Raw genomic sequence first — 15113 nt, 5'->3', positions numbered from 1 at the left:
TCTTGAAGGCATGAAACTTTTCGCCGCCGAGCTGAACTTCCGCGCCATCGCCGAGGAGTTCCAACTGCCGGAACGCTTCCCGGAGGACGTCCACGCCGACGCACTGCAGGCCACCGACCGGCACGCCGATCAGCGCCGCGACCTGCGGGATATTCCGTTCGTGACGATCGACCCGGCGGGTTCGATGGACCTGGATCAGGCGGTGAACATCCAGGACGCGCCGGGCACGGCTGGTGCTGGCGCGGGTGCGGACGATGCTGGCGATGCGACTGACGGAGCTGGCGAAGGCGCCGCCCGGTGGCGCGTGCTGTACGCCATCGCGGACGTTGGCGCTTTCGTGGATCCGGCCGGGCCGCTGATGGCGGAATCCCTGCAACGCGGCCAGACGATGTACCTGCCGGACGAGCCGACCCGCCTGCACCCTGCGGAGCTTTCGGAGGGCAGTGCCTCGCTGCTGCCCGACCAGACCCGCCCCGCCGTGGTGTGGGATATTCTGCTGCGCGACGACGGCGAGGTCGCGGATTTCACCGTGTACCGCGCGCTGATCCGCTCCGTGAAGCGCTTCGACTACACCGAGGTGGAGGCGGACATGCACGGCGGCACGTTGCACCCCGCCATCGCCCAGCTGCCGGAGGTTGGCCGGGCGCGCCAGCGCTCTGACCTGCGGCGTAAGGCTATCAACCTGCGTTTGCCCTCGATCTCCGTGGAGCGCACCCAGTCCGAGGACGGCACCGAGCGCTACCTGCTGGGCATCGACGAGCGCCAGGAGATGAACGACTTCAACTCCGAGCTGTCCCTACTGGCCGGCATGTGCGCCGGCGAGATGATGGTGCGCGCGGGCGTGGGCATCCTGCGCACCCTGCCACCCGCCGGGGACAAGGAGATCGCCGCCTTCGACCACTCCGCGCACGCCTTGGGGTTCGATCGCTCCGGCCGCCCGATCGGGGAATTGCTCGCTGATATTGACGCCTCCACGCCGCGCGGCATGGCACTCATGCGCGACGCGCAGAGTCTTCTGCGCGGGGCGGGGTATCAGCAGTTCGGCCTGGCTGGCGGGGGTGCCGAGGCTGCCGAGCCTGAACCCGCTGACGCAGGCGGCGCGGGCGAGGTTGCTGCCGTAGAGCCCAGCATCCACGCCGGCATCGGCGGCCACTACGCGCACGTCACCGCGCCCCTGCGCCGACTGGTGGACCGCTTCGCCACGGAAATCTGCCTGGCGATCGCCAGCTCTCAGCCCATCCCGGAGTGGGTGACGGCCAACGTCGACCAGGTTCTCGGCACCATGAAATCCAGTAGCCAGACGGCCAGCGCCGTCGACCGCGCCTGCATGAAACTCACCGAGGCGGTCGTCCTGCAACCGTGGGTGGGCCAGAATTTCAATGCGACGGTGCTCAACAGCGACGGCGGAGACAAGGCGAAAATCCTAGTCGAGGAGCCGCCCATCTTGACGACTTGTGTGGGCGGCCCAGACGAGGCGTCAACAGTTAAAGTAACCCTGATCGAAGCCGAACCCGCAGCGCGAAAGGTACGTTTCGCCTGGCCGGCCGATTAGGCAGGGGGCTGTCCGGCGCGTGTGGTACACATGACTTTATGAGCGAAAATGATGCGCAGAAGTGGTACTACGACACGAAGACCGGCCAGGTGAGCCAGGGCAAGGACAGCGCGTGGGATAGCCGCATGGGGCCATACGACTCGCGCGAGGAGGCCGAGGCTGCCATCGAGACCGCGCAGCAGCGCACCAAGGAGGCCGAGGAGTACGACGCGGAAGATGACGACTAAGGACTCCGGGAGCGCGGGCAGTGCGGGCGGCGTAAGCGGTCGCGTAGACGGCGAGGCGGAGCGCTCGTGGCTGGCGCGTACCCTGCTGCCGGAGGGGAAGGAGCCGGACCCGCGGTTTACCCTGGCGAATGAACGTACCTTCCTGGCGTGGATCCGCACTAGCCTGGCGTTTCTGGCTGGCGGGGTGGCGCTGGAGGCATTCCGCTCGCCGAACGTGCCCGAGCACCTGTGGAGCGCCGCGGCTGTGCTGGTGCTGATCGTCGGCATGCTCATCGGCCTGGGGGCGGCGGTGCGGTGGCTGCGCGTGGAGCGTGCCATGCGGACCGGGAAGGCTCTGCCGGTGCCCGCGATCGTGCCCTTCCTGGCGGGCGTGGCCGTGGTGGCTTGCGCGGTCGTGCTGGGATTTGTGATCTTCGGCGACTTTGGGATGGAGCTGTAAGTGACGCGCCGGGAGGTGCGTGGGGCTGCGCGGGAGGTGCCACGCCAGAGTGCGCGTGGGGTGCCCGAGCGCCCGCACTCTGACCTGGGACTTCAACCGGAGCGCACCAGCCTGTCGTGGCAGCGCACCTTGCTGGCGTTGTTGGTCGTCAGCGCGATGCTGTTCCGGTGGATCGGCCGCTACGGCGTGATCGTCCTGCCCGCCGCGGGAGTTTTAGTGCTGCTCGCGGCGCTCATTCTGCTGACCCAAAGGCGCCGCTACCTGCGCTTTAGCGCCGGTCTGCGCGCCGAACGCCTCACCGCGAACGTCGGCTCGGTCGTCGCGGTGACTGCGGCAGTCTTGATCTGCGGATTGGTCGCCGCCATCTTCGTTATTCTGGACGCCATCTAACCCCAACTGCCCAGCGTTGTTGTACTGTCCTAAGTGTTGATCAAACGCGCAGTTCAAGGCAGGTCACTATGTGCAGGCGTAATAAAGGGGCAATAAGCGTGTGGACGTAGATGTTTTCTATCGGACTTTTGACGTCTCTGATGTTGCCCCAGGGGCTAATGTTTTAGATCTCATCTTTCACGGGTTGATCCTCTTTACAGTTCTGTCCGGCATTATGGCCTGGGTGGCAATCATCATTTTGATTTCCAGATCGATTTGGAGAAAAAAGAATCCCGGCAGAAAATCCCGTATGTGGGCAGTTTTCTTTGCTCTGTCCTTTTCGATATACCTGATTTCTGTTCCGTTGTCCTTCAAATTAGTGCTGTTCCCGGGTGAAATATCTTCCAGGATCTACACCCTGGATAAATACGGTAACGGGAGGGCAGTTCCAATGGTGACGGAAGATTCCCCAATAAACACCGTGAGAGTGGATCACACCAAAAAGACTTTTTTGGAGAAGTACCATCGAGAGGTTCTAGACGCTTTGTCTAGTGACCCAGAGTTAATGCAGTATGACCTTGTGGGATGTAGGGATCAGGGGGATGACGAGTATGAGAAGTCAATCTTCTGCGGCGGCTATGTGGATTCCGGTGTTCATGCTGTCAAGGGAGGGAAAGAGTTTAGTTTAAATCCCCATTTTCATTTTGGGGAGAGGCCAGAATCTATTCGAGAAAGGAAGGGGATGGACTTGGAAAACTCGCCTGGCGGCGGCGTGCCGGTTCGGCTTTCAGTTTACATTTCTGAGCGAAGCTAGTGGTGGCAGGCGTGGGGCTGGCGTGGGCGTGGTGCCTGGGTGTGGTGACTGGAGGTGGCTGGCGCGCTAAATGTCGTTAAAGTGGTAAAACGTTATTGGCAACGATTGTGATTACTGTAAAACTGCAGGTCACGGCAGTTTTAGTTTCTGGAAAAATTTTTTCGGGAAGACGAATTCCCACTTTAACGACATTTAGCGTTTTGGGAAGGGGTGCCAGCCCGCCCGGAAGGGGTCAGAGTGAACCGTGGGGCTGGTGTGGCGCGGTGGAAGGAGGGGCGGGCAGCAGGGAGCCAGGGCGGGCAGCAGGGAGCCAGCCCAATCCAGCAGGCCTAGAAGCAGTGCTCCTCAGCCGGGAACTCGCCCTCAGCAACCTCCCGCTTGTAGGCAGCCGCGGCGGCAGTCAGGTCCGCACCCACCGAAGCCCACTGCTTAGCGAAGCGCGGACGGTGCCCACCGGCCGGGAACGCAGCCATGTCGTGCCACACCAGAACCTGCCCATCGCAGTCCGGACCTGCGCCAATGCCAATCGTCGGGATGTCCAGCTCCTTAGTCACGGAAGCAGCCACGTCCGCGGGCACCATCTCCAGAACAACCATGTCGGCACCGGCTTCTTGCACGGCGCGGGCGTCGGCCAGCAGCTGCTCTGCGCCAGCCCCGCGGCCCTGCACCTTGAAACCGCCCAGCTGGTTGACGGACTGCGGAGTAAAGCCGATGTGCGCGCACACGGAGATGCCGGCGTCAGTAATAGCGCGAATGCGATCCGCTATCCGCACCCCGCCTTCGATCTTCACCGCGTGCGCGCCCGTGCGATGCAGCATCTCGGTGGCGGCCTTCACGGCCTGCTCATCCGAGGCCTCATAGGTGCCGAAGGGCAGGTCAGCGACCACGGCGGCATTGCCGGCACCGCGGACGACGGCGGCTGTCAGATAGACCATCTCGTCCATGCTGATGCGCTGGGTGGCGTCGTAGCCAAACACCACATTCGCGGCAGAATCGCCGACCAGCATGATCTCCACGCCCGCCTCGGCGAACGCGACGGCGGTGGAGTAGTCGTAGGCGGTCAGCATCGCGAACGGCTCGCCCGTTCCCTTGCGCGCCTTCAGGTCGGCGATGCGCACCTTCTTGGTGGGGACCAGGTAGCCGTTGGGGGTGGAGCCGGATGTTCCAGATGTTGCAGTCATGCTGTTCATTCTAGGTGACGCCCCTAGCCCCAACCGCTAAACCGCCGACTAGTGCAAACGGGGGCGCGGGCGGGCGCGAACGGGGGCGCAGCCTAGCGCAAACGGGGGCGCGGCCGGGCAGGGAACTTCTACAATGGGGGATATGAATCGCCAACAGGAATATGTTCTGCGCACGCTGGAAGAACGCGACATCCGCTTCGTTCGCCTTTGGTTCACGGATATCCAGGGGTACCTCAAGTCCGTGGCGGTGGTGCCAGCGGAGTTAGAGGGGGCTTTCCAGGAGGGCATCGGCTTCGACGGGTCGGCGATTGAGGGGTTTTCCCGCATCGCGGAGTCGGACACGATCGCGCAGCCGGACCCGTCGACGTTCCAGATCTTCCCGTTTAAGTCAGATGATGGAGCTTTGTCGGCGCGCATGTTCTGTGACATTGCGATGCCGGATGGCACCCCTTCGTGGGCGGACCCGCGACAGGTGCTGCGCCGCCAGATGAAAGCCGCGGCGGACCAGGGATTCAGCTGCTATGTGCACCCGGAGATCGAGTTCTTCCTGGTTAAGGAGCTGGAGACTGAGGGTTATCCACCGGTGCCGACGGATAACGGCGGCTACTTCGACCAGGCGGTCACCGACGACGCTCCGGCTTTCCGCGCCCACGCGATCAGCGCGTTGGAGCACATGGGCATTTCCGTGGAGTTCTCGCACCACGAGAACGCGCCGGGGCAGCAGGAGATCGACCTGCGCTACGCCGACGCCCTGACGATGGCGGATAACGTGATGACCTTCCGCTACCTGATTAAGCAGGTAGCCCGCCGCAATGGGGTGGCCGCGACATTCATGCCTAAGCCTTTCCGCGAGCACGCGGGTTCCGCGATGCACACCCACATGTCCCTGTTCGAGGGGGAGAGCAATGCTTTCCACGACCCGGATGACGAGCTGCGCCTGTCGGGTACTGCGAAGTCCTTCATCGCGGGCATCTTGGAGCACGCCCCGGAGATCACGGCGGTGACGAACCAGTGGGTGAACTCCTACAAGCGCATTACCTCCGGCGATGAGGCTCCGCGTGCGGCGGCGTGGGGTGCGTCGAACCGCTCGGCGATGGTGCGTCTGCCGATGTACACGCAGAACAAGGCGGCCTCCCGCCGCGTGGAGGTCCGCTCCCCGGATAGCGCCTGCAACCCCTACCTGGCTTATTCGGTGCTACTGGCCGCAGGTTTGAAGGGCATTGAGGAGGGCTACGAGCTGCCTAATCCGGCGGAGGAGGATGTCTCCCGTATGACCCGCCGCGAGCGCATTGCCGCAGGTTACAAGGATCTGCCCTCGGACCTGAACAGCGCCCTGCGGGAGATGGAGCGTTCCGAGCTGGTTGCCGATGCCCTCGGCGAGCACGTGTTTGAGTTCTTCCTACGAAACAAGTGGCGCGAGTGGTACGAGTACCAGTCGCAGATCACGCCGTGGGAGCTGCGGAACAACCTGTCCTTCTAGTCGCCCCCTTTTTGTCAGGATCTACCTCAGGAGCACCTTCACCCCATGACCCGCCCCCGCAGTTCGCGTTCCTCCGTGCCAACCGCCCGCACCCTGGGCCTGACTCACCCCAAGGCGCAGGAGGACCTTGAGCAGCTCGGCTGGGTGGATGCCGAGCACGCGGAGCAGATGTGGATACTTGCCTCGACGGGCGACCCGGACCTGGCGCTGAACAACCTCATTCGCCTGGTGGAGGCGCTCGACCGCGCGGACGCTGTGGACTCCGCAGGCACCAGCGCCGAGCTGCTGACGCGCGTCAACGAATCCCGCCAGTTCGCCGTCCGGCTGCTCAGCCTGTTCGGCGCGTCGTCCATGCTGGGCGACCACATCGTCGCCAACCCGGCGGAGTGGAAACAGCTCGAAAACGGCATGCCGTCGGCCGAGGAAATGATGGAGCTCATGCTCGGCAGCGTCTCGGCAACCCCCGTTGAAGGCTCGGGCGAGCGGGTGTTTCGGGCGGGCGTCACAGGCTCAGAGGCCGACGACGCAATGCGCCGAACCTACCGCACCATCCTCGCGCGCATCGCCGCCGTCGACGTCGCAGGCACCTTCGTGCAGCGCGGCGAGGAATCGGCCGAGCCCGTCGAGTTCGAGTTGGTCTCCCGCCGACTCTCCGACGCGGCGGATGCCGCGCTGACCGCCGCCCTGGCCGTCGCGTGCGCGCAGGTGTACGAGCCGGAAGAGCAGCCCGCCCGCCTCGCAGTGCTGGCCATGGGCAAGTGCGGTGCGCAGGAGTTGAACTACATCTCCGACGTGGACGTCATCTTCGTCGCCGAACCCGCAGACCCGAAGGCCACGCGCTGGGCAGGCGAGTTCATCAACATCGGCAGCCGCGTGTTCTTCGAGGTAGACGCCGCCCTGCGCCCCGAAGGCAAGAGCGGCGCCCTGGTGCGCACCCTGGAATCGCATGTGAAGTACTACAACCGCTGGGCCGAAACGTGGGAGTTCCAAGCACAGCTGAAGGCGCGCCCCATGACCGGCGACCTGGAGCTAGGCCAGGAGTACGTCGACGAGCTGGCAGCGAAGGTATGGTCGGCCGCCGAGCGCGAAGACTTCGTGCATGACGTGCAGGCCATGCGCCGCCGGGTGATCGAGAACATCCCGGATGACATCCGCGCCCGCGAGCTGAAACTGGGCCCTGGCGGACTGCGCGACATCGAGTTCGCCGTCCAGCTGCTGCAGATGGTGCACGGGCGCACGGACGAATCCCTGCGCACTCGCTCCACCGTCGCCTCGCTGCGCGCCCTGGCCAAGGGCGGCTACATCGGCCGCGCGGACTGCCAGAACCTGCAGGAAAACTATGCCTTCATGCGCCTGTTGGAGCACCGCCTGCAGCTGCAGCGCCTGAAGCGTACGCACACCCTGCCGCCGAAGGAGGACAAGGCCGCCCGCGTGTGGCTGGGCCGCACCTCCGGCTGCCGCCCAGAGGGCACCAAGACCATGGACGAGCAGCTGGCGGCCGACGTTAAGCGCGTGAGCCTGGAGATCAGCCAGCTGCACTCGAAGCTGTTCTACCGCCCGCTGCTGTCCTCCGTGGCAGCGATGCAAGCCGACACGATCCGCCTGTCGCCGGAGGCCGCGAAGCGCCAGCTGGCCGCCCTGGGCTACGCCTACCCGGACCGTGCCTTCGAGCACCTAAGCGCCCTGGCCGCGGGCAGCAGCCGCAAGGCCAAGCTGCAGGCCATCATCCTGCCCACGCTGCTGGAATGGCTGGGGGAGACGGTCGACCCGGACGCTGGCCTGCTGAACTACCGCAAGCTCTCGGAGGCCGCGCACGACTACAGCTGGTTCCTGCGCCTGCTGCGCGACGAGAACATCGTGGGCAAGCGCCTCATGCACATCCTGGGCACCTCGCCCTATGTCGCCGAGCTGTTCCTTAATTCCGTGGATTCGGTGAAGATCCTGTCCGACGGCGCCACCGGCCCGAAGTTCCTGGAACGCGAGCCGCAGGTCGTCACCCACTCCCTGGTTGCAGCCGCTGGCCGCCACCGCCACCCGGACAAGGCTATCGCCGTCGCCCGTTCGCTGCGCCGCGCGGAGCTGGCCCGCATCGCCGCCGCCGACATGCTTGGCTTCATGGACGTGGAGCAGGTCTGCGTTTCCCTGTCCTGGGTGTGGGACGCGGTGCTCGAGGCCGCCCTGCGCGCCGAGATTCGCTTCTGGGAGGACGAGAATGTGGCCAACGCGCCGGCGCGCATCACCGTTATCGGCATGGGACGGTTGGGCGGTGCGGAGCTCGGGTACGGTTCTGACGCCGACGTGATGTTTGTAGCCCAGCCTGTCGAAGACGCGGACGAATCAGAGGCGCTGAAGTGGGCCACGAGCATTTGCGACACGGTGCGAACGCGCCTGGGCAGGCCCAGCCAGGATCCGCCCCTGGACGTGGACATTGACCTGCGTCCGGAGGGGCGCAACGGCCCGGTCGTGCGCACGCTGGATTCCTATCGCCGCTACTACAAGGAGTGGGGCGAGACATGGGAGATGCAAGCCCTGCTGCGCGCCACGTGGATCGCGGGTGACAAGGACCTGGGCATCGAGTTCCTGCGCATGATCGACGACTTCCGCTACCCGCCGGGAGGTGTGGACGACAAGGTCGTCCAGGAGGTTCGCCGCATGAAGGCGCGAGTGGATGCCGAGCGCCTGCCGCGCGGCGCGGACCGCAAGACGCACACCAAGCTGGGCCGTGGCGCCCTGACGGACGTGGAGTGGACCGTGCAGCTGCTCACCATGCAGCACGGGGACGACGCGGATAACCTGCGCAACACCTCCACCCTGGAAACCCTGCGCGAGCTCGCCAGCGGCGAGTACATCGCCGAATCCGATGCGGAGATTCTGCGCGATGCCTGGATCACCGCCACCATCGCCCGCAACGCGATTGTGTTGGTCAAGGGCAAGCGGAAGGATCAGCTGCCCAGCCACGGCGACCAGCTGCGCCACGTTGCGGCTGCCGCCCACTGGCCGCCAGAGCAGGCCCAGGAGTTCCTGGACGACTACCTGAAGAAGACCCGCAAGGCCCACCGAGTAGTGGACCGGGTGTTCTGGGGCGAGGACGTCGGCATCGACTACGGTGGCTAGACCAGCGGCCGGAGCCGCTCGCCGCTAGCGGGCTAAACCAGCTCGCCTTCGACGATGACGTTGTAGCCGAGGTCGTTGCTGCCGGAGACCGAGCAGGCGATCAGCACGATCCGCCCCGGACGCTTGTCGTCCATAATGTCCGGGTCCACGATGGCCTCGTTCTTATCCACTAGCCAGCTGCGGGTGACCTTCCAGGTCTTCTGGTGGTTCGCGCCGTCGCGCATCTTGATTCGCGCGCCGTTCAAGACGTCGGAGGAGTAGCGCTTCACCGGCTTGCCATCCGTGCCGTTCACGTTCTTCGGCGGAGCATTCAGGTCCACATCCGCCGTCACCGCCTCGCTCAAGGGGTTGAACACCAGCGGGGCCGCACCCCACGCATGCCCCAGGACGTACATCGTGCCCTTCTCCGCATCCTTCGGCGAAACACCCCAGCCATTGACCCAGCGCACCATGGTGTTCTGCGGCCCCGCCGGGTTCAGCGGCAGAGCGTAGGGCATCGAGTCGAACGTTGCACCCTGCACCGGCGCGGGGCCGTCCATGTTGAAAGACCCGGTTCCCTCGACCGGCCCCGGAACCACCGAGGGGTCATCCTCGTCCTCCCGCTTGCCGTCCTTCTTCGGCTTCTTCTCGCTGGGCTTCGCGGAGCTCGAGGTGGCGGAGTTGGACGAGCCCTCGCTGGAGTTGGTGGTGTTGGAGGCCGAGGGGGCGTCCTCACCAGAAAAACCCAAGATGGCCCAGATAGCCAGAGCGATAACTACCAGCAGGGCCACAACGATGGCCAGAACGCGGCGGCGATTAGCGAAGGGGCGGGTAAGGCTCATGGTGAATGAGTTTATCCATAACCCACGGAGTAGCGTGTGATGAGTGACAGCTACGGACAAAGAGAAACTCAGCCCCCGTGCGCTCATCGTGTGGGGAGCCGGGGTGCTGTGCTACACCCTGGCGGTAACGGGACGTACTTCCTTCGGCGTGGCCAGCGTGGATGCCATCGACCGCTTCCACATCAACGCCGCCCAGCTGGCGGTCTTCACTGCACTCCAGCTGGCGGTGTACGCCTTCGCGCAGATCCCGGTGGGCTTGCTGGTGGATCGCTTCGGCCCGCGCAAGCTGATGGTGGCCGGCGCCTTCGTCATGGCAGTGGGGCAGGTCACGCTGGCCTTCACCACGAGCTACCCGGTGGCGATCTTCGCCCGCATGCTGATCGGTGCGGGTGATGCGACGGCCTTCCTGTCCGTGATGCGCCTGATCCCCGCGTGGATTCCGCTGCGCCACGCACCGCTGCTCGGCCAGCTGACGGGCGCGGTGGGGCAGTTTGGCCAGTTCCTTTCCGCCGTGCCTTTCTTGAGCCTGCTGCACGCGACCAGCTGGCAGACCGGCTTCGTGAGCCTCGGCGCGGTTGGCGCGCTGCTGGCGCTGGCGGCGGGTGTGCTGGTGAAGGACTCGCCGGAGCCGAAGGCAGAGGCAGAGGCGGCGCGTGGCAATGCCACCGAGTCTGAGAAGACCACCACCGCCGCCAAGCCCGCCGAGCGCCTGGGTGTCAAGAAGGTCCTGGCCAACGTGCTGACCAACCGTGTCTGCTGGCACGGCTTCTTCATCCACTGGACGGGCCTCGGTGCGCTGGTAGTGTTCACCCTGCTGTGGGGCCTGCCGATCATGACCCTCGGCCTGGGCCTGCCCGCCGACCAGGCCGGGTTGGCGCTCTCGCTGGGCACGCTGGCCTCCGTGGCGGTCGGCCCGATCGTGGGCCTGCTATCCGCCCGCTTCTACAACCGCCGCATGCAGATCGTGATGATCTTCTCCATCACCGGTTGGCTGGGCTGGCTGTGGTTCTTCACCTCCGCGCCGACGGGCGTGCTGTGGGCGGCGTGCCTGATGAACATCATCATGGGCTTCACCGGCCCGGTTGCGAACTTGGGCTTCGACTCCGTGCGCGAGAAGGTGGATCGCCGCTTCGTCGCCACCGGCACCGGCTTGGCGAACATGGGCGGCTGGGTTGCGGGCATGATCGGCGCCCAGGCCGTCGGCGTGCTGCTGAACCTGCGCGCCCCGGACGGTAACTACGGCTGGTCGGACTTCGGCGTGGCCTGGATCGCGGTGGCTACCGTGTGGGCCTGCGGTTTCTGCGGAATGTGGCTCACGCGCGATCGCAACGTGCGCCGTTACGCTTAGGCTTTTTCCTTTAAAGGTTCTTTCTTTATGACGCCCCCAGCCTCCCGCTTCTTCGCGGCCTGCGACTTTAACCCGGCGTGGATGGTGGCCTTTAGCGCCAGGTAGGTGATGTACACCATCAGGATGTTCCGGGCGGTGAGTACGAGGGCTGCGAACCAGTGGGGGCCTTCAAACAGCAGGTTGTAGGTGAAGGGGAACACTGCCGTGGTCAGGGCTGCGACAAGCACGCTGAGCCACGAGAGTTTGCGCAGCGCGTCGGCCTCGCTACTCGTTCCGGCTTGCGCGGAGGCGCCGGGCTCTTCCGGCTGCTTTGCCACCAGCACGGCCAGCAGCGGGCCGAACCACACGACGTACTGCGGGGAGAACACCTTGTTGGAGACGATCAGCAGCAGCACCATAGTCAGGAAGAACAGGGCGGTACTGCGGGGAGACCAGGCGTCACCAAGAAAATGCCACAGAGCCCAGCCCAGGCCGAACAACATTGTGCACGCCATCAGTACGCTGCTGGCCGTGACCAGTTGATCCACGCCCGGGCCGAAGATCTCGAAACTCTTCGACGGGGCCTTATCGATGTGCCAATGGCCGGGGAAGAACGCAGCCGCGACGATCAGGGGAGTGGCGAGGATCGACTCGATCTGCAGGCCACGGACGTCCTGGTACGTCAGCGGGGAGACCAGGCGATCCCAGCCGGAGGTCAGCGCCGTGATCGCGCCGACGACCACGAGGGTGCCGCCGAACGTGGCCAGGCGAACCCAGGTGGCGGAGCGATTCCATTTATCCACCAGCCCGGCGGCCAGCGCGGCGGGCCACAGCTTCGACATGGCCGCGAACCCCAGCAGTGCGGAGGCGAGCTTGGGGTGGGTGAACAATGCAGCCGCGGTGGCGGCGACCAGCAGGCCGGGGATGAGATCCAGGCGAGAGTAGGCGATAGGCCCCGCGGCGGCGGTGAAGGCGGTCCAGAACAGTGCGGCGCGGTGGCTGCGATTCAGCAGGTAGAAGAAGAATGCCGTGCTGAGGGCAATGAGGAACCCAGAGAACAGGGTGAGGAAAACATAGGCGTGGTCTCCGCTCAGCTGGATGATCGCGCGGACGGGCCACAGGCCGGCATCCGGATACTCGGATAGCGGCAGCGCGCCATGGCTGGGGGCTGGGGGCTCCTCCAGGGAATTACGGAAGTAATACATGGGGTCGCCGTTGGCGAAGGGCCAGAAAATCAGAACTCCAACGATAACCGCATTCGCCAGTGCCCAGGCTGCAATGATTCTGGAACGGGGCCAAGTGGCGGTAGTTACGTTGGTCTGATCACTCACGAGAGTGAACTGTACCTAAAAATTTTCAGCTTCCCTAGCAAGCGCACGGATGGTCTGCTGGATTCCTTCCTGCAGGCTAGCCTCGAACTTTTCCTCCCCGCCGAGGACGACCGCGACCAGCACACGGGAGATCAGGGAGGTCTTGCCACCGGGAGCCAGGCGCTTCTCTGTGAGAACCGTCTGAGCGCCGTCGGCGGCGGGGGCGAGCTCGAAGCGCCAGCGCGTGCCGTTCAGGGGGATCTTGAACTCGAAGACCTTCTCCGGCTCGACTTCGGTGACGACCGCCCAGGTGGGCCACCAGAGGATGCCCTGGCGGTTGAAGTTGATGGTGACGGTGCCCGGAGCCGGGGCTGCGCCCGCGGAACCGCTCGCGCCCGCGCCCGCAGCGTTGCCCGCGCCCGCTGCGTTGCTGTTGCTGGAACTGCTGCCACGCGGCAACAGGATCATCTTCTTGCACTGCGGGCTGCGCTGGCCCATCGCCGAAAGGTCGGTAACCCGCTGCCAGACTTTGCTGGCGGGTGCGTTGACGGTGGTGCTGGCGGAAATTTCCGGTGCTGCCATGTTTGTGATGCCTTTCGTAGGTGAACCGTGTTGTTAGTGGGTGATCTCGAGTGGATTGTCTCTTCAGCGGAAGTTTTGTCGCCGTAACTAGCGGTGGTTCCACACTACGTGCTGGAAGCTACATATCCACCACAATCGAAGAATCCACATCGCCATGCCGGGAGCACTCCGCCGTCCAACCCATCGGATTCACCTGCACCTTCATGCGGCGCCCGCACAGCGGGCAGAAACGCGGTGGCTCCAAACCCGCTAGTGCCCCGCGGCTCGCCTGCGCAAGCGCTCCGCGGCCGACGCGCAAGGTCTCGTCTGAAGAGTCGAGTGGCTGGCCCGTGTGGGCGTCATATAAAGGGGTACCGCCCAAGACAAACAGGGCGGTGAGTTCGCTTAGAGGCATAGAGGAAGTCACGGTGCGCCTACAGGGTTGCGTTGAGCGCCTTGATCGGCAGCTGGAGCTTGCCGAGCATATCCACGTCGCGCTCGGCGGGGCGGCCCAGCGTGGTCAGGTAGTTGCCCACAATGACGGCGTTGATGCCGCCCAACAGGCCCTTCTCCGCGCCCAGGTCGCCCAAAGTCAGCTCGCGGCCGCCTGCGAAACGCAGCAGCTGGCGGGGGAGAGCCAGGCGGAACGCGCCGATGGTGCGCAGAGCATCGTTGACCGGCATGGGCTCGAGGTCCGCGAACGGAGTGCCCGGGCGGGGGTCGAAGAAGTTCAGCGGAACCTCCGTGGGGTCGAGGTTCTGTAGGTCGATGGCGAACTCCGCGCGCTGCTCGACAGTCTCGCCCATGCCGACGATGCCACCGCAGCAGACCTCCATGCCCGCGTCGCGGACCATCTCCAGGGTGGAGGTGCGCTCCTCCCAGGTGTGGGTGGTCACAACCTCCGGGAAGTAGCTCTTGCAGGTCTCCAGGTTGTGGTTGTAGCGGTGCACGCCGAGTTCCTTCAGGCGATCGACCTGCTCCTGGGTGAGGATGCCGATGGACGCGGCGATGTTGATGTCGACCTCCGCCTGGATGGCGGCGATGGCCTTGGCCATCTGGTTCATCAGGTCCTCGTCCGGGCCCTTCACGGCGGCGACGATGCAGAACTCCGTGGCGCCGGTCTTGGCGGTTTGCTTCGCGGCCTCGATCAGCTGGGCGATGTCCAGCTGGATGGAGCGGACCGGGGACTCGAAAAGGCCCGACTGGGCGCAGAAGTGGCAATCCTCGGGGCAGCCGCCGGTCTGCAGGGAGATAATGCCCTCCATCTCCACGGCATCGCCGCACCACTTCAGGCGGACCTGGTGGGCGAGGTCCAGGAGCTCGTCCAGGTGCTCGTCGCCTAGCTGCAGGACCTGGAGGGTTTCCTCGTAGTTCAGGGGCTCGCCGTTTTCTAGGACCTTCGTGCGGGCGAGGTTTAGGATTTCTGGGGTTGCTGCGGCGCCTGCGGTTGCGGTGGTGCTTGCAGTTCCTGCGGTGCCTGCGTTTTCGCCGGTTTCGGTGGCTGGCTTCGTTTCAGCGGTAGTCATCGTCGGTCTCCTCAAAGCTGTCGTGAAACTTCTCGTGCAAGTTATGGGGGCGTATCAGTCTTGAACGCCAGTCTTGAACGCTGTTTAGTTTCACATGCTAACGTACCGCGATCGCGACGTATTGCATACCGGGGGTTGGGCGTGTAGTCCGGGGGTATGGGCGCGTGGTGTCAGGGGGTGATGTCCCAAATCTTCCACTCTGTTTTTATAACTAATCTATTAGTGCAGGTCAGGAGATTTTGGAAACTGGGCTGCAAATGTGCTTTTTGGTGAAAGTGGAAGATTTGGGACATTGGCGCTGTAGCTCGCTCGCGACTGTGAAGCTTGTGGGGCATAAGGGGTGCATGTGGTGTGAGTGGTGTGGACGGTTCCGGTGCTGTGAAGGCTATGCG

At 64.6% G+C, this 15113-nt stretch carries 14 protein-coding genes; 8 read left to right on the top strand and 6 right to left on the bottom strand.

The genetic code is table 11. The features are described 5' to 3' along the window. Nucleotides 1–10: 10 nt before the first annotated feature. From MHX52_RS04945 to MHX52_RS04925, 5 genes are all read left to right on the top strand, one after another. Nucleotides 11–1552 (top strand): RNB domain-containing ribonuclease, encoded by a 1542-nt coding sequence (locus MHX52_RS04945; protein ID WP_239316889.1) that lies wholly within the window; start codon nt 11–13, stop codon nt 1550–1552. Between the two features lie 38 nt (nt 1553–1590). Further along, nucleotides 1591–1779, top strand: a complete 189-nt coding sequence (locus MHX52_RS04940) for an SPOR domain-containing protein (protein ID WP_011273294.1) — start codon at nt 1591–1593, stop codon at nt 1777–1779. Further along, complete coding sequence (locus tag MHX52_RS04935; RefSeq protein WP_049050402.1) at nt 1769–2218, top strand: YidH family protein; 450 nt, start codon at nt 1769–1771, stop codon at nt 2216–2218. The genes MHX52_RS04940 and MHX52_RS04935 overlap by 11 nt, the downstream gene beginning before the upstream one ends. A gap of 36 nt (nt 2219–2254) precedes the next feature. Continuing rightward, nucleotides 2255–2608, top strand: a complete 354-nt coding sequence (locus tag MHX52_RS04930) for a DUF202 domain-containing protein (RefSeq protein ID WP_239316887.1) — start codon at nt 2255–2257, stop codon at nt 2606–2608. 100 nt (nt 2609–2708) lie between these two features. Then, nucleotides 2709–3401 carry a hypothetical protein gene (locus tag MHX52_RS04925; protein ID WP_239316885.1) on the top strand — a complete coding sequence of 231 codons (693 nt, stop codon included), beginning with the start codon at nt 2709–2711 and terminating at the stop codon, nt 3399–3401. 329 nt (nt 3402–3730) lie between these two features. Here MHX52_RS04925 and panB read toward each other — a convergent pair whose 3' ends face one another. Next, nucleotides 3731–4591: a 3-methyl-2-oxobutanoate hydroxymethyltransferase gene (panB, locus tag MHX52_RS04920; RefSeq protein ID WP_239316883.1), complete on the bottom strand. Its 861-nt coding sequence runs from the start codon at nt 4589–4591 to the stop codon at nt 3731–3733. A 133-nt stretch (nt 4592–4724) separates the two neighbouring features. On the opposite strand from panB, the gene MHX52_RS04915 reads away from it, so the two are divergent. Then, nucleotides 4725–6062: a glutamine synthetase family protein gene (locus MHX52_RS04915; RefSeq protein WP_239316881.1), complete on the top strand. Its 1338-nt coding sequence runs from the start codon at nt 4725–4727 to the stop codon at nt 6060–6062. Nucleotides 6063–6107: 45 nt separating this feature from the next. Next, nucleotides 6108–9176, top strand: coding sequence for a bifunctional [glutamine synthetase] adenylyltransferase/[glutamine synthetase]-adenylyl-L-tyrosine phosphorylase (locus MHX52_RS04910; RefSeq protein ID WP_035006175.1), 3069 nt, complete (start codon nt 6108–6110; stop codon nt 9174–9176). Between the two features lie 32 nt (nt 9177–9208). Here the strand turns inward: MHX52_RS04910 and MHX52_RS04905 are convergent, their stop codons facing one another. Continuing rightward, entirely contained in the window at nt 9209–9997 is a 789-nt protein-coding gene (locus MHX52_RS04905; RefSeq protein ID WP_239316879.1) for a sortase, read from the bottom strand. A gap of 43 nt (nt 9998–10040) precedes the next feature. Here MHX52_RS04905 and MHX52_RS04900 point away from each other — a divergent pair, with 43 nt between their 5' ends. Then, nucleotides 10041–11345: an MFS transporter gene (locus tag MHX52_RS04900; RefSeq protein ID WP_239316877.1), complete on the top strand. Its 1305-nt coding sequence runs from the start codon at nt 10041–10043 to the stop codon at nt 11343–11345. On the opposite strand, the gene MHX52_RS04895 is transcribed toward MHX52_RS04900, so the two are convergent. The 4 genes from MHX52_RS04895 to bioB form a co-directional block, all read right to left on the bottom strand. After that, a complete protein-coding gene (locus MHX52_RS04895; protein WP_239316875.1) occupies nt 11342–12655 on the bottom strand; it encodes a hypothetical protein in 1314 nt (437 codons plus the stop codon). The two genes, MHX52_RS04900 and MHX52_RS04895, sit on opposite strands and share 4 nt — an antisense overlap. Before the next feature lie 15 nt (nt 12656–12670). Beyond that, nucleotides 12671–13216: an SRPBCC family protein gene (locus MHX52_RS04890; protein WP_239316873.1), complete on the bottom strand. Its 546-nt coding sequence runs from the start codon at nt 13214–13216 to the stop codon at nt 12671–12673. 118 nt (nt 13217–13334) lie between these two features. Then, complete coding sequence (locus MHX52_RS04885; protein WP_080721636.1) at nt 13335–13610, bottom strand: hypothetical protein; 276 nt, start codon at nt 13608–13610, stop codon at nt 13335–13337. A gap of 19 nt (nt 13611–13629) precedes the next feature. After that, complete coding sequence (gene bioB, locus MHX52_RS04880; protein ID WP_111712213.1) at nt 13630–14721, bottom strand: biotin synthase BioB; 1092 nt, start codon at nt 14719–14721, stop codon at nt 13630–13632. Nucleotides 14722–15113: the final 392 nt, after the last annotated feature.

Origin of the sequence: Corynebacterium sp. ACRQJ (genome assembly GCF_022346045.1) — a bacterium.
Lineage (GTDB): Bacteria > Actinomycetota > Actinomycetes > Mycobacteriales > Mycobacteriaceae > Corynebacterium > Corynebacterium evansiae.
Note: the sequence above shows the minus strand (reverse complement) of the source record. Positions and strands in the feature narration are given on the sequence as shown.

What these genes read in the sequence shown, in the direction of transcription:
- MHX52_RS04945 (WP_239316889.1), top strand. Translation starts at nt 11, where the DNA reads ATGAAACTTTTCGCCGCCGAGCTGAACTTCCGCGCCATCGCCGAGGAG.
- MHX52_RS04940 (WP_011273294.1), top strand. Translation starts at nt 1,591, where the DNA reads ATGAGCGAAAATGATGCGCAGAAGTGGTACTACGACACGAAGACCGGC.
- MHX52_RS04935 (WP_049050402.1), top strand. Translation starts at nt 1,769, where the DNA reads ATGACGACTAAGGACTCCGGGAGCGCGGGCAGTGCGGGCGGCGTAAGC.
- panB (WP_239316883.1), bottom strand. Translation starts at nt 4,591, where the DNA reads ATGAACAGCATGACTGCAACATCTGGAACATCCGGCTCCACCCCCAAC.
- MHX52_RS04915 (WP_239316881.1), top strand. Translation starts at nt 4,725, where the DNA reads ATGAATCGCCAACAGGAATATGTTCTGCGCACGCTGGAAGAACGCGAC.
- MHX52_RS04910 (WP_035006175.1), top strand. Translation starts at nt 6,108, where the DNA reads ATGACCCGCCCCCGCAGTTCGCGTTCCTCCGTGCCAACCGCCCGCACC.
- MHX52_RS04905 (WP_239316879.1), bottom strand. Translation starts at nt 9,997, where the DNA reads ATGAGCCTTACCCGCCCCTTCGCTAATCGCCGCCGCGTTCTGGCCATC.
- MHX52_RS04890 (WP_239316873.1), bottom strand. Translation starts at nt 13,216, where the DNA reads ATGGCAGCACCGGAAATTTCCGCCAGCACCACCGTCAACGCACCCGCC.
- MHX52_RS04885 (WP_080721636.1), bottom strand. Translation starts at nt 13,610, where the DNA reads ATGCCTCTAAGCGAACTCACCGCCCTGTTTGTCTTGGGCGGTACCCCT.
- bioB (WP_111712213.1), bottom strand. Translation starts at nt 14,721, where the DNA reads ATGACTACCGCTGAAACGAAGCCAGCCACCGAAACCGGCGAAAACGCA.